The 13655-nt window shown below is 53.7% G+C and carries 9 protein-coding genes; 4 read left to right on the forward strand and 5 right to left on the reverse strand.

Going from position 1 to position 13655, the window contains the following annotated elements:
• The first annotated feature begins 120 nt into the window (after window positions 1-120).
• Window positions 121-396 (forward strand): DNA-directed RNA polymerase subunit omega, encoded by a 276-nt coding sequence (gene rpoZ, locus AAE484_RS09755; protein WP_341938189.1) that lies wholly within the window; start codon window positions 121-123, stop codon window positions 394-396.
• A gap of 56 nt (window positions 397-452) precedes the next feature.
• Window positions 453-2561 carry a bifunctional GTP diphosphokinase/guanosine-3',5'-bis pyrophosphate 3'-pyrophosphohydrolase gene (gene spoT / locus AAE484_RS09760; RefSeq protein WP_341938190.1) on the forward strand — a complete coding sequence of 703 codons (2109 nt, stop codon included), beginning with the start codon at window positions 453-455 and terminating at the stop codon, window positions 2559-2561.
• A gap of 29 nt (window positions 2562-2590) precedes the next feature.
• Here spoT and AAE484_RS09765 read toward each other — a convergent pair whose 3' ends face one another.
• From AAE484_RS09765 to glpK, 5 genes are all read right to left on the reverse strand, one after another.
• Window positions 2591-3610, reverse strand: a complete 1020-nt coding sequence (locus AAE484_RS09765; protein ID WP_341938191.1) for a LacI family DNA-binding transcriptional regulator — start codon at window positions 3608-3610, stop codon at window positions 2591-2593.
• 62 nt (window positions 3611-3672) lie between these two features.
• Window positions 3673-4773, reverse strand: coding sequence for a hypothetical protein (locus tag AAE484_RS09770; RefSeq protein ID WP_341938192.1), 1101 nt, complete (start codon window positions 4771-4773; stop codon window positions 3673-3675).
• A gap of 48 nt (window positions 4774-4821) precedes the next feature.
• The gene (locus AAE484_RS09775) at window positions 4822-6171 is read right to left on the reverse strand and encodes an MFS transporter (protein WP_341938193.1); all 1350 of its coding nucleotides are present in this window, start codon (window positions 6169-6171) and stop codon (window positions 4822-4824) included.
• Between the two features lie 170 nt (window positions 6172-6341).
• A complete protein-coding gene (locus tag AAE484_RS09780; protein WP_341938194.1) occupies window positions 6342-8876 on the reverse strand; it encodes a TonB-dependent receptor in 2535 nt (844 codons plus the stop codon).
• Window positions 8877-9388: 512 nt separating this feature from the next.
• Entirely contained in the window at window positions 9389-10870 is a 1482-nt protein-coding gene (gene glpK, locus AAE484_RS09785) for a glycerol kinase GlpK (RefSeq protein ID WP_341938195.1), read from the reverse strand.
• Window positions 10871-11084: 214 nt separating this feature from the next.
• On the opposite strand from glpK, the gene AAE484_RS09790 reads away from it, so the two are divergent.
• Together AAE484_RS09790 and glpD are read left to right on the forward strand one after the other, a co-directional pair.
• Window positions 11085-11843 carry a DeoR/GlpR family transcriptional regulator gene (locus AAE484_RS09790; RefSeq protein ID WP_341938196.1) on the forward strand — a complete coding sequence of 253 codons (759 nt, stop codon included), beginning with the start codon at window positions 11085-11087 and terminating at the stop codon, window positions 11841-11843.
• A gap of 289 nt (window positions 11844-12132) precedes the next feature.
• Window positions 12133-13626: a glycerol-3-phosphate dehydrogenase gene (gene glpD / locus AAE484_RS09795; RefSeq protein WP_341938197.1), complete on the forward strand. Its 1494-nt coding sequence runs from the start codon at window positions 12133-12135 to the stop codon at window positions 13624-13626.
• Window positions 13627-13655: the final 29 nt, after the last annotated feature.

A 13655-nucleotide genomic window follows, 5' to 3' on the forward strand; every position in this document is an offset into this window, starting at 1 on the left:
CTGACTTTACTCGGCTACTTTGTGTACAATACCCGGTTCCCCCAAGATGAATTTGGGCGAGTGGGGCGCTTGAAAGTCGCTTCGCCCGCCGTCATATTACAACTGTGAGCACGAAACACTATGGCACGTATTACTGTTGAAGATTGTCTGGACCATGTCGACAACCGGTTTGAGCTGGTCATGGTCAGCGCCAAGCGCGCGCGCCAGCTGGCGGTGGGCGGCAAAGACCCGCACGTCCCCGAAGAGAATGACAAGCCCACGGTCATCGCTCTGCGGGAAATCGAGCAGGGCTTTATCGACGCCAGCATCCTGCTGGAAGCCGATGAGCCGATCCGCCCCGAGCCCAGCCGTGAAGAGCGCCATTACGACCACGAAGCGCAGACCGGCAACGAGTAAACCCCGCCTGTATACACCAGCCCCGGGCTCCGCCCGGTGGCGTTTGGAGGACGGCCTTGCAGACCATTGAAGCCTTGAGTCACAGGCTTTCAAGTTACCTCGAGTACAGCCAAATCAATTTGGTGAAGCGGGCCTACTTTTACGCCGAACAGGCCCACGACGGGCAGCGACGCCGCAGTGGCGAAGCCTACATCACCCACCCCCTGGCCGTCGCCGACATCCTCGCCAGCATGCACATGGACCACCAGAGCCTGATGGCCGCCATGCTGCACGATGTGATCGAAGACACAGGCATCAGTAAAAAAGCCATCACCCAACAGTTCGGCCCCACCGTGGCCGAGCTGGTGGACGGGGTGAGCAAACTGACCCAGATCGAATTCGAGTCCCACGCCGAGAAGCAGGCGGAAAACTTCCAGAAAATGGCCCTGGCCATGGCCAACGACCTGCGGGTAATCCTGGTCAAGCTGGCCGACCGGCTGCACAACATGCGCACTCTGGGCGCCATGCCGCCGCACAAAAAGCGCCGCATTGCCAAGGAAACCCTGGAAATTTACGCCCCCATCGCCCACCGGCTGGGCATGAACGACATGCGTCTGGAGTTTGAAGACCGCGGCTTCTACGCCATGCACCCGCTGCGCGCCACCCGCCTGCAGGCCGCCCTGAAAACCGCCCGGGGCAACCGCAAGGAGCTGGTCGAGCAGATCCAGACCGCCATCGAAAAGCGCCTGGCGCGGGAAAACCTGACCGCCCTGGTACTGGGCCGGGAAAAACACCTGTTCAGCATTTATGAAAAAATGCGGCAGAAGAAGAAGTACTTCAAGGAGATCATGGACGTCTACGCCTTCCGCATCATCGTGGACAGCGTGGACACCTGCTACCGGGTACTGGGTGTGATTCACAACCTCTACAAGCCCGTGGCGGGGGAATTCAAAGACTACATCGCCATCCCCAAGGCCAACGGTTACCAGTCGTTGCACACCGTGCTGCTGGGTATGCACGGCGTGCCCATTGAGGTGCAGATCCGGACCAAGGAAATGGACGAAATGGCCAACAATGGCATTGCCGCCCACTTTCTCTACAAGAACGATGGCGATGAGAGCATCAGCCACAGCCGCGCACGCCAGTGGGTGCAGGGGCTGCTGGAGATGCAGCGCCGGGCGGGCGATTCGCTGGAGTTCATCGAAAACGTCAAGATCGACCTCTTCCCGGACGAGGTGTACGTCTTCACGCCCAAGGGTCGCATCGTCGAATTGCCCCACGGGGCCACCCCGGTCGATTTTGCCTATGCGGTGCATACCGACATCGGCCACAACTGCGTGGCCTGCCGCATCAACGGCCGGCTGGCGCCGCTGTCACAGCCACTGCACAGCGGCCAGAAGATCAGCATCATCACCGCCCAGGGCGCCCAGCCCAACCCCAACTGGCTCAATTTCACGGTCTCAGGCAAAGCGCGCAGCGCCATCCGTCACTTCCTCAAGCACCAGCGCCACCACCAGTCGGTGGCCCTGGGCAAACGCCTGCTCGGTCGCGCCCTGGGCGAGGTGGGCCTGACACTGGATCAGCTCACCGAAGAACAGCAGGAGCGCTTGCTCAAAGTCACCCAGATGCCGTCCATCGAGGCGCTTCTGGAAGATATCGGCCTGGGCAACCGGGTCGCCCAGGCCGTGGCCAAGTTGCTGCAACCGGACGCGGATGTGAACCCGCCCAGCGGCAGCATCTATTCGCCCCTGGCGATCGACTCCTCCGAGGGGATGATGATCACTTTTGCCCGCTGCTGCCGGCCGATCCCCGGCGACCCCATCATCGGGCACATCAGTTCAGGCAAAGGCCTGGTCGTGCACCAGGACACCTGTCGCAATATTACCGAGCTGCGCCACAAGCCCGAGAAGATCAACTACGTCAACTGGGCGCCCAGCGTGAGCGGTGAGTTCCTGGTCGATGTGCGAGTCGAAGTGGAGTCCGAGCGGGGCATCATCGCCACTCTGGCGACCCGCATCACCGAGCAGGGCGGCAGCATCGAACACATCAAGGTCAACGAGCGCGATGCCCACAACAGCGTGATCAACCTGTGCATCGGCGTGCATAACCGGATCCACCTGGCCAACATCATGCGCCGGGTGCGCAATCTGAGTTTTGTGCTGCGGATCAATCGGGCGAAGAACTGAACTGGCCTCGAGTACTTCCTGCGTCGTCGTTATATCGAGTCGCGTATGACCAGCGGGCACTCCAGTTTAACGGTACGTTTGGTGTTGGTGTCGCCAGGAGATAACAAAAATTCAACAGCCCACTGTCCCATTTCCCGGTGAGGGAGCAGCACGGTTGTGAGCCCCGGATTCATGTGCTGGGCGATTTCCTGGTCGTCGTAGCCCATGACGGCAACGTCACCAGGTATTCGCAGTCCTCTTTCTTTAAGCGCCTCGTAACAGCCAACAGCCGTCAAGTCGTTACCGCAAAATATAGCATCTGGCACAGGGGTCTGATCTAGTAACGCCAGGGTTTGCTGGTAGCCGCCGCTGGGCAGAAAGTTTCCCTCTTTGATCAGCGCTTCCCGAATCGGGATATTGTGGGTGGTAAGCGCGTTCCGATAGCCAGCCAAGCGGTCTTTCGCCGCCTCCATCCACATTTCACCGTCGATAAAGGCGATGCGCTGATATCCCCTTTCGATCAACGCCTCGGTAGCAGCGAAGCCCCCTAAAACTTCAGAAGGCACTATGGCTGGGTAGTGCACCTGATCAGAGTGACAGTTCACCAACACACTCCGAACGCGTCCAAGGGCTTCGGGAGGTGTTATGGAGCGAGTCAGAATAGAGCAGTAAATGACGCCCACCACCCCTTGGGCAATCCATTTGTTGAGCAAGGCGGTTTCGTACTCCCGGTCCTCCCCGGTCATGCCCACCTCCAATAGGTGACCATGTTGCCAGGCCGCCTCCTGGGCTCCCTCAATGGTAATCGCGGAAAAAGGGCTGGTAGCAACCTCATCCACGATAAAGCCCAGTGTGGGCACAACCGGGGAGGGTACATATAGGCCCTGGGGGCGACGCTTGTAGTTCAGCTCCTCAACGGCTGCCAGCACCTTTTTCCGGGTTTCCTCCCCGATAGACACATCGGCCACATTGTTTAGCACAAAGGATACAGTGGACTGAGAGACGCCGGCGTGTTTGGCGACGTCTTTCATGGTGACCTTGGACTTGCTGCCGGAGGAAGTGTTAGGCATAGAGTCTAGTTCCGAGGGACGTAAGTCCCGGGATTCTACCCAGTCTTACGGTATAAGACAATTCAGCGGTCGAGACCTCGTTGCTCATTCCGATTCGCTGCTGTCAGATTACGGACCAGATCTGTTTCCTCCTTATCGTAAGCGGAACCGTCACTGTGCAAAACGTCGTGAAACCAGTCACCGGAGGAGGCGGCATTGATTCGGCTCAACATTGGCCAGGGCAAATAAGTCTGGGTCTTTCCCTCGACCAATCCCCACTGGTAACACCCTATAGCCTCCCGACAAAAAAGCGGAAGCTGCTCTGTCAGCAGAGAACCCACATGCCGTCCCATCCACTCCGAACAAATCAGGGGCCGCTCATAACTTTTTAGAAACTCAATAGCCTGTTGCATTTGCTCAAGTGGCATATAGGCGTGAAAGCTGATGATATCTGAGAGTTCCAAAGCGCGCTGATCGGTTGGATGGCCAAACAGCGGCCTATCAGGCTCAAAAACGCTAGGGGTGTGCCAAGCGGCAACGGTGAGCGGTTGGGTGGGCCCGACCTCCCTCGCCCACATAAAACATAATTCCATGAGCCTGAGGCTGTGCTCCTCCAGCTCAACATCGAACTCCTGCTCAACGCCGGCATTAAATATCATTCGGTTGCTGGGCTCATTGTAGAGATCCCAAATGGCCACGCGCGAATCCGATACAAACTCCCCAATGACATCTTTAACGTAAAGTTCAATTTTGTGCCATTCTTCGGGGGTCATTACCATGGCGCGCCCGGGACTTCCTACCGCCCGACTGTTATGCACTCCGGCCTCAGGTGAAGGTTGACGTCCAAGGCGCGGCGGCTCGCCCGAGAATTCGCAGTCATCAAGCAACGTCAGCATGACGCTTATGCCAAAGCCTTCACAGATCGAGAGAAAACGGGCTACCCGATCCTTTAATTCCCGTGGGCTTTGTTCCCAGACAATGAAAGGCAAGTTGGTTCTAAGGCTGTTATAGCCAACGTCCGCAGCCCAGCTCAGCTCTTGACGAATGGTTTCCTCGTCAAAGCTCTCCTTTTGCCACATTTCATTCCAGTTTACCGCTGTTCTCGGCAAATAATTGAAACCGCACAGCCAATTGTGTTGGCGGTGCCAGTTCCAGGCTTTTCTTGACGACATCTTGGTGTTCATTGTAACTCCAGCTGACTATAAAATTAGTATTCGGCAATTGTATAAAAATCAGGTTGAAGCCGCCGAAGCCCGTTTTGCATCAAGCTCGACCAATATCTCCCGATGATCTTCTTCGGTGTAGGTGTAGGTCAGTAAAATCAGAACTCTAATGAGTGCACCCAGAGCGGGTAACAGCGAAATCACAAAAAACAGTGCGGTTAAAGTGTCCTGCGTCTGAGATTCATTGGGGACATAACCGATAACCGTGAGCAAAACTCCCGTCATGCCACCCGCAACCGCCACAGACAGCTTTCCAACAAACGTTTGACCTGAAAATACGATCGCCTCACACCGACGGCCGGTCTTAAGTTCCGCTGATTCGATGGTTTCAGCCAGCATGGTTGAAATGATGGGCGCCGTTGAAGAATAGAGTACTTGACCGATGGTCAGGAACACAAAAACCAGAATGAGGTTGTCGTAGCCAGTGCTGAAAAAGACTATTCGAATGAATATGTCCACCAAAAGGATGGTCATCAAAAGGTCTTTTTTTCGATAACGCCGAGTCAACATGGGAATAAAAAAGAAGGCGATTGCGCTACCGATGGATATGATTCCAAAAATTGACATCAATCCGGCCTTACCGATATTGTAAGTAAAAAAGAATACAATCGCGCCCTGGACGAGGTTCATGAACACGTTGTTGAAGAATATCAAAAGGATTTTGAACATGTTCTTGTTGGATTTTACGGTCTCCACTACATCCTTCAATTTTATTTTATCCTGTGGAGGCCGGACGCGCTCACGTGTGTTTTTATAACCGATATGCATCAGACCATAGCCCACCAACATGATGATGGATACCGCAATAAAGTATTCCTGCTCAGGAAAGTGGCGGCTTATGACCTCCATAACCGGGGTAAGCAGCATTGAGGCGGCGCCAATGCCACCAAAAACGCCGAGGTTGGCGGCCGAAAGAAGCTTTGCGCGCTCTTGTGAATCCTGGGTCATAACGGCGGACATAGACCAAAAGGGCACATCGGACAGGGTATAGCACATACCCCAGATGATATAGGTGGCTCCCGCCCATATCACTTTCCCGGTTTCATCAAATCCGGGGTTGAAAAAACAAAGAGCGGTTATAACCACAATAAAAATGGGCATTACCCTTAGATAACCACGGAATTTCCCCGCTTTGAAATGCAGTGTGTCCATAAAACCAGCGATCATTGGATCGTTGACGGCATCCCAGGTTCGGGCTATGACGAATATTGTGCTGGCGGCCAGGGCTGATATACCCAGAACATCAGTGTAGAAAATGATAATGAAGGTTCCGACCAGGCCAAAGCTGAGACATTGACCCAGTCCGTATGAAAAATAGGCGGACAATTCCATTTTTCTTATCTTTTCGGTTACAGTCATGGTGTTAGCTCTTTCTGGTGCTTGGCAAGCGGATTGTAAAAGCCTTTGGGAGGCGGACATTGTCAGCGTCTTCGCATTTCAGGGGGATCGAAAAAAGGTGCCGACAGGAGTTTATCCACTGTCGGCACAAGCCCATACTAAGCACATAAGTTGAAATGTGAATACTCTAATTAAAAGGAGTAGCCCAGCGTCAGCTGGCCTTGTACTCCCGGAATGAACCGGCCCAGAGTCAGCTGATCTTGAACATTCACACCAATCTGGTTTCCCTCTTGCACAGACCCCTCTTGCTGGCCTTCGGCGTCAAGGGCATTGATAACCTGCGCTTTTGCATAAAAGCCATTATTGCTGCGCCACGTCAAGCCAAGATCGACATTGGTGTATGCATCAAAGAACACCGTATTGGCTTCGTTTCCGGGGCGTTCATCGAAGTATTGAATCGCGGTATAAAACTCCAGGTTATCCGTTATCGAGAAGGTGGGCGTTAGCCGGAAGTTGATCTCGGGTTGACGAATAATCTGATTACCGGACACGTCAATGGATAGACCGTCGGCATCGCAGCACACAAACGTATCCACGTATTCGGCCTCGAGGTAGGCGAGGCTTGCATCGAGACTGAACCGGTCAGAGAAACGGTATGAAGAGGTAAGTTCCAGACCGTAAGACTCGGATCCGCCAAAGGTCTGCGTTTCGACAATTGTACCATCGGAGTTTTGCTCAAAACGGTTGAAAGGTATGCCTTCCAGCTCCGCGTAGAACACCGTAGCAAACACATCAAAGTCGCCGGCGTAGTATTTAAAGCCGACCTCTGCCATGTCCACGTTTTGGTCTGGGACGGCTTCATCGACCTGTTCAACACTATTTTTCTCTGTATAGTCCTGAATAGTTCTGGATAAAAACAGGTCGGAATAGCGCACGAATACACCGAGATCACCTGTGAACTGGTAGTTTGCCGCCAGGGTCCATGACTCATTCATGAAATCGTCTTCAAGTGTGACAAACTCGCCGGATTTTTGCAGGAAGCTGTTGTCGTAAAGTGTGTCCGGATTTCCATCAAGATCGACAGCTTCAAAGCGAGCTTCGTTCTCAAAAACGTCTTTGAATTCAATTCTCAAAGATGCGGTAATATCGAGCTTGTCGGTTACCTGGAATTCGTCCTCAAAAATACCGGCCATGACAGTCTGTTCGGATTTTTCATCCCGGTTGTTGGTGTTGAACTGCAAAAACCCGTTTTTAGTCGCCCCGAACTCTTCGCCGTCGCGGATCATGATAAGATCGAGCGTTCTTGGGCTTCCCACCGCTTCACGAAATGGTCGATGAAATTGGCCGACCCGGTCCCGAGTAAAATGACTGAAGTAAAATGCGCCCGAGAAACTGTTTCTATCGGCGACATGGTCGAACTGTTGATGCAGGAAGAAGTTGTCATTCTCCCAGTCCCAGGCGATCAGGATGTCATCCGAAAAGAGTCCGTCCGGACCAAGTTCGCCGGCTCTGATTTGCTCTTCGGTCCAAACCTCTTTGGGTCCGTAGGTGGTTTCCACCCGAAAGCTGTCGGCACCAACCTGGTCCATGGCGCTTTGAGCAACATCCAAAACCGGAGTGAGGAACAGGTTAATATCGATATCGGTTGAAACACTCCCCGAGGTATAGCGGACTTTGGTGGTGCTTTTCCAGGTGTCGGTGAGGTCGTACTCAAGCTCACCGCCCACATAGTAAAAGTCTACGTGGTTACCATTACTCAGCTCGCGCTCCTGTGTTCCCCCGCCCTGGGTTGGCACTGAATAGCGGTCAAAGTCATTGAGCACAAAATTGTCTTCTTTAATATCGTAGTATGGCGTTTCGCTAAAACCACTGTCAGAACTGAAGCTGACAAGGCCCGGCCGAGTTTGATGGGCAATTTTGTCCTTCCACTTGGCACTGAATTTAACCCGGCCACGGTCGAACTCCTTGATGATGTTGCCGTATATCTCACCGCCTTTATTCAGAGGGAAATAATCCCGATCTCTGACCCCTTCGTCATAGACATAATTCGCCGAGAAGCTGTAGTAGGTGTCGTCAAAACGCTCGATAGGGCCGCTGATATGACTTTTCAGATCGAACAGGCCCTGAGGTCCTGTGGTGACACTGAACTCTCCCTCGGTATCCGGGCCGCCCTCTTTAGTGACAAAGTTCACCAGCGCCCCTGGTGAGTTGGTGCCCCAGATGCCTGCAGTGCTGCCGCGTACTGCCTCAACACTTCTTAGGCCATGACCGCCGGAGAAATATTGCGGATCCACGAACAGGGGCTGCTCCAGTATGGGAAGGCCGTCCTCGCGAAGTTGCACATATATATTGCCAGCCGGAGAGAAGTTTTGCGGGAAGCCCCTGGTCAAAAGGTTAAAGTCGCTGTTGCCTGAGGTTTCAATGGTGATACCCGGTACCGCTCTCAGAACGTCGGAAATGTTTCCGGGGGTATTTATTTTGGTCAAAGCCTCTTCATCAATGGCAGTCACCGCGATGGTGGACTCTTGCATGGTCGCGCCACGCGCAGAACCCACAGTTACAATCTCCTCAATCGCAGGCGCTTGCTGATTCTGGGCAAGTTCGGAATCCTCGGGTTGAGCCTGGGCAAAACTCAGAGCCGGTAGACTCAAGGCGCAGGCTGTAAGCTTACCAAGTAATGCTTTGCTTGGCTTGCCCGGTATTTTTTGCATTGTGATGGTAGTCATCAGCAATCCTCCTCTCATGATTATTGTGTTCAGATAGCTGCCTGTGTTGGTATTACGTACTTGATTGATCGGTTCTTCCCTTAACGAATGAATGCTTCAGCAAGGCAGATTAATTTATCACTAATAATATTAGTAATAAATTAATAGTAGACCAACGCCCGAGCTGAGTCAAAGCCAAAGACGGGCTTCAACTGACTGTTTTTTCATATAAATCGTAGTCTTTTAACGCAATAGGATCTAAGAAGAAGGCCGGTCCAGCTCAGGTGGTCGAGTAACACTGATTGGTGCAGACCAAATCTGACACTGGCTCTAGAAAAAAGGGGGGGGGTTGTGGAACAGAGCAGCTCGACCGAGCACACCCATCTCCGATGAGCTACCGTCTGAACGCCGGGAGTGGAAAATGCGTGTTCATTTGAGTCTTGGTGACTAATGGGCCGGCCCACCGGGAAATGGGCCAGTGGGTCGTTGAACTGTCGCAGATTTGATGGGCCGTTGAAGTGTAAACACGGGCACTAATCACACTGAACACGGCGAACGGCTTGCTGCCAGCCGAGGTAGAAACCATCGCGCCGCTCCTTGGTCATTTCAGGCTTAAATCGCCGATCGCAGAGCCACATTGACTCCAGCTCAGAGAGTGACCCGAATACTCCCGCTTTCAACCCTGCCAGATAGGCGGCGCCCAGCGCCGTGGTTTCAGTGATTTCGGGCCGATCCACCGAGGCACCCAGAATATCCGCCAGAAACTGCATGACCCAGTTGTTTGCCGCCATGCCACCATCCACCCGCAGGACCACGGGTCTCTCTCCGTCATTTTCCATGGCTTTCTGCAGGTCCTTGGTCTGGTAACAGACCGACTGCAGCCCCGCTGTCACAATTTCCTTTATTCCCGTATCTCGAGTCAAACCAAAAATCGCACCACGGGCGCTGGGATCCCAATAAGGTGCGCCCAGTCCGGTAAACGCTGGCACCATATAGACGCCGTGATCCAGGGAGGTCTGCCGAGCCAGAGGTTCTGTTTCGCCCGCTTCAGCAATCAACTGCAGACCATCTCTGAGCCATTGAATCGTCGCACCCGCCACAAAAATACTGCCCTCCAGCGCATAGGTCGTCTGGCCATTAAGACGGTACGCCACCGTGGTCAGTAAGCGGCTTTTTGACTTCAGGGCTCTACCACCGGTATTCACAACCATAAAACAGCCCGTACCATAGGTACTTTTGGCCATCCCTTCACGGAAACAGGTTTGCCCGAAAAGTGCAGCCTGCTGATCACCAGCCACCCCAAGAATGGGGATTTCCATGCCTAGCACCTGTGCATCACTGACGCCAAAATCATCAGAAGAGTCCATCACTTCGGGTAACAGAGAGCCGGGAATCTCGAACAGCTCCAGCAAATCATCATCCCAGGTCTGGGAATGAATGTTGAACAGCATAGACCGAGAGGCATTGGTTGCATCTGTTCGGTGCACCTTCCCCCCCGTCAAGTTCCAGATCAGATAACTATCCACTGTCCCGAAAGCCAGCTCGCCACGCTCGGCACGATCTCGTACCCCAGGAATATTGTTGAGAATCCAATGCAGCTTGGTCGCCGAGAAATAAGGGTCTATCAGCAGCCCGGTTTTCTCGTTTACCCGGGCCTCCAGCCCCGCAGCCTTAAGCTGCTTGCAATACTCACCGGTGCGCCGATCCTGCCAGACGATCGCACGGCACACCGGTTCACCCGTCTGGCGATCCCAGACCAGCGTGGTTTCACGTTGATTGGCGATACCAATCGCCTTGACACGGTCATTGCCTGAGTCGAGCTGCCCGAGGACCTCCTTGCAGGTACGCAACACCGTCTGCCAAATATCTTCGGGCTCGTGCTCAACCCAGCCATCGTGAGGGAAATGCTGCGCAAACTCCTCCTGGGCCGAATAGTGTATCCGTCCGTCCGCCCCAAAGAGGATAGCGCGAGAGCTTGTAGTTCCCTGATCAATCGCCAAAATATAATCAGTCATGGTGTATTTGGCCTCAACGAGATTTATTCATATTTTTTCGTTTTACCACATTATCGCACATATTCCAAAGATTATTTTCTTTTTTCATCGAAATCAGGGCTGAAACAACCTCTCCCACTAACCTGTCTCGCCTTGATATACTCATCCAACCAAAAAACCAGGCATGAACATAGAAATCTATCAGGACACACCCAACAAGAGCAGCGCAAAACCAATGACTCAACAGCGCCGACAGGACCTCATCCTCGAGCAAATCCGCAGGAAAGGCTTTGCCACCATTGACGAGCTGGTAGACCACTTCCAGGTCACACCACAGACCATCCGTCGGGACCTTAACTCCCTTGCCCAAGATCAGAAAATACGCCGGCATCACGGCGGTGCGGGGCTGGAGTCCAGTACGGTCAATACCGCCTACCAGACCCGGAAAATCATGAACCTTGAAGCCAAGGAGAAGATCGCCTCGGAACTGGTGAGGATGATCCCTGACGGCGCCTCGCTGTTCATCAATATTGGCACCACCACAGAAACCATCGCACGGGCGCTGCTGGGCCACAAGGGCCTGCAGGTTGTGACCAACAATCTGCACGTGGCCATGATTCTCGGCCGCAAAGAGGACTTTTCCGTCGTAATCGCGGGCGGAGAAGTCCGGCACAGGGATAGCGGAGTCATCGGCGAAGCGACCGAGGAGTTCATCAGGCAGTTCCGTATGGATTTTGGCATTATCGGCATCAGCGGCATTGATCTTGAAGGCTCACTGCTGGACTTTGACTATCGGGAAGTCCGGGTAGCACAGGCAATCATTGAGAGCTCGCGCCAGGTACTGCTCGCAGCCGATCACTCCAAATTCGGACGCAATGCCATGGTTCGACTTGGCAACATCAGCCAGGCGAACCACTTTTTCACTGATGCCCCGCCACCGGCGGAGATAGAACCCATCCTGACCCAGAACCGGGTGCACCTCCACATCGTCTGACCCACCTCTCCCTGCCGGCCCGCACCCGGCTTCTCCACCAGCAGATCGCACCCGCGAACTGCCGCTCTGCGGCGCCCTGATTTGTGCCCGCCTCCCCACATTTAAAGCCCCAGAAACGCAAAATTCCAGGCTTCAGGGGACAAAAGGTTCGTTTATGGTTGTTTTTGTTCGTTTGGTAGTGATAAAGTATCGAAAACGAAAACGTTTTGCACCTTGAGCGTATCGTTGAGGCGGTCGAGAGGCCGGTATTACGGCCCTTCCACAGACGAAGACACAAGAAGGGGAAAACATGAACACCGAAAGCTGCGATTACGACCTCCTGGTTATCGGGGGAGGCATAAATGGGGCCGGTATTGCGCTCGACGCCGCCGGCAGAGGGTTGGATGTTCTGCTCTGTGAAATGAACGACCTCGCCTCAGCCACCTCCTCCAACAGCAGCAAGCTCATTCATGGCGGTTTGCGATACCTTGAATACTACGAGTTTCGACTCGTCCGCGAAGCGTTGGCCGAACGGGAAGTTCTGCTGCGAAAGGCACCTCACATCATCTGGCCTCTTCGGTTCCGTTTACCTCACCGATCTCACCTGCGCCCGGCGTGGATGATTCGGGCGGGGCTGTTCATCTACGACCACCTGGCCAAGCGCACCACACTGAAAAGCTCTCGCGGCATCAAGTTTGGAGAAGACAGCGCTCTCGTTGACAGTATCAGCCGCGGCTTTGAGTACTCCGACGGTTGGGTAGACGATGCCCGCCTGGTGGTACTCAATGCTATGGGGGCCCGAGACAAGGGCGCCGAAATTCACACGAGAACCCGATGTACCAGCGCCAAACGCAAAGGTTCATTGTGGGAGGTCACCCTCGAAAACCAGGTGACGGGCGAACACCAGACGGTCACCAGCAGAGCTTTGGTTAATGCGGCAGGCCCCTGGGTAGCCAGCTTTTTTGACGATGCGCTTACGACCCGCTCGCCCAAAAAGATCCGGCTCGTCAAAGGCAGCCATATCATCGTTCCGCGCATTCATGACGAACCTCAAGCGTACATATTGCAGAACGAAGACAATCGTATTGTGTTCGTTATTCCCTACGAAGAGGACTTCTCTCTCATAGGTACTACGGACGTTGAACATAAGGGCGACCCAGCCGAAACTTCTATATCCGAGGAAGAAATTGATTACCTGATATCAATCGTCAATGATCACTTCAAACAGAAAATCAGCGCTAACGATATTGTCTCCTCCTACTCGGGTGTACGCTCCCTGCTAGACGACGAAGCCGATTCGCCAACCGCAGTCACCCGGGATTACACCCTTGAAGTTGAGGCGCCTGGCGGACAGGCCCCTCTGCTGTCCGTGTTCGGCGGTAAAATAACAACATACCGCAAGCTCGCAGAAGCGGCAGTCAACAGAATTATTGACCACTTCCCGGGAGCGGGCGACAACTGGACCGCCGACGCTCCATTACCGGGCGGAGACTTCACGACTCAGAAAAGCTTGCAATCTGAGCTTAATCAGCGATTTCCCTGGCTTCCAGAGAAGGTCAATAAACGATTCGTGAGGTCTTACGGCACTCTCAGCTTTCAGATACTTTCCGGTCTCAAATCCATCGAAGATATGGGCCAGCACTTTGGCGCCGGTCTCTACGAGCGGGAGGTAGAGTATTTAATCAGTAACGAGTGGGCACGGCACATTGACGACATCCTATGGCGTCGTACCAAACTTGGGCTGTTTTTAGCGCCATCGGAACGCGAGTCACTGGAGACTTATATTCACGCTGCTATCAAATAGGACTACAAATATACCCCTGAGCGCCCATC

This window comes from Marinimicrobium sp. C2-29 (assembly GCF_038419845.1).
Lineage (GTDB): Bacteria > Pseudomonadota > Gammaproteobacteria > Pseudomonadales > Cellvibrionaceae > Marinimicrobium.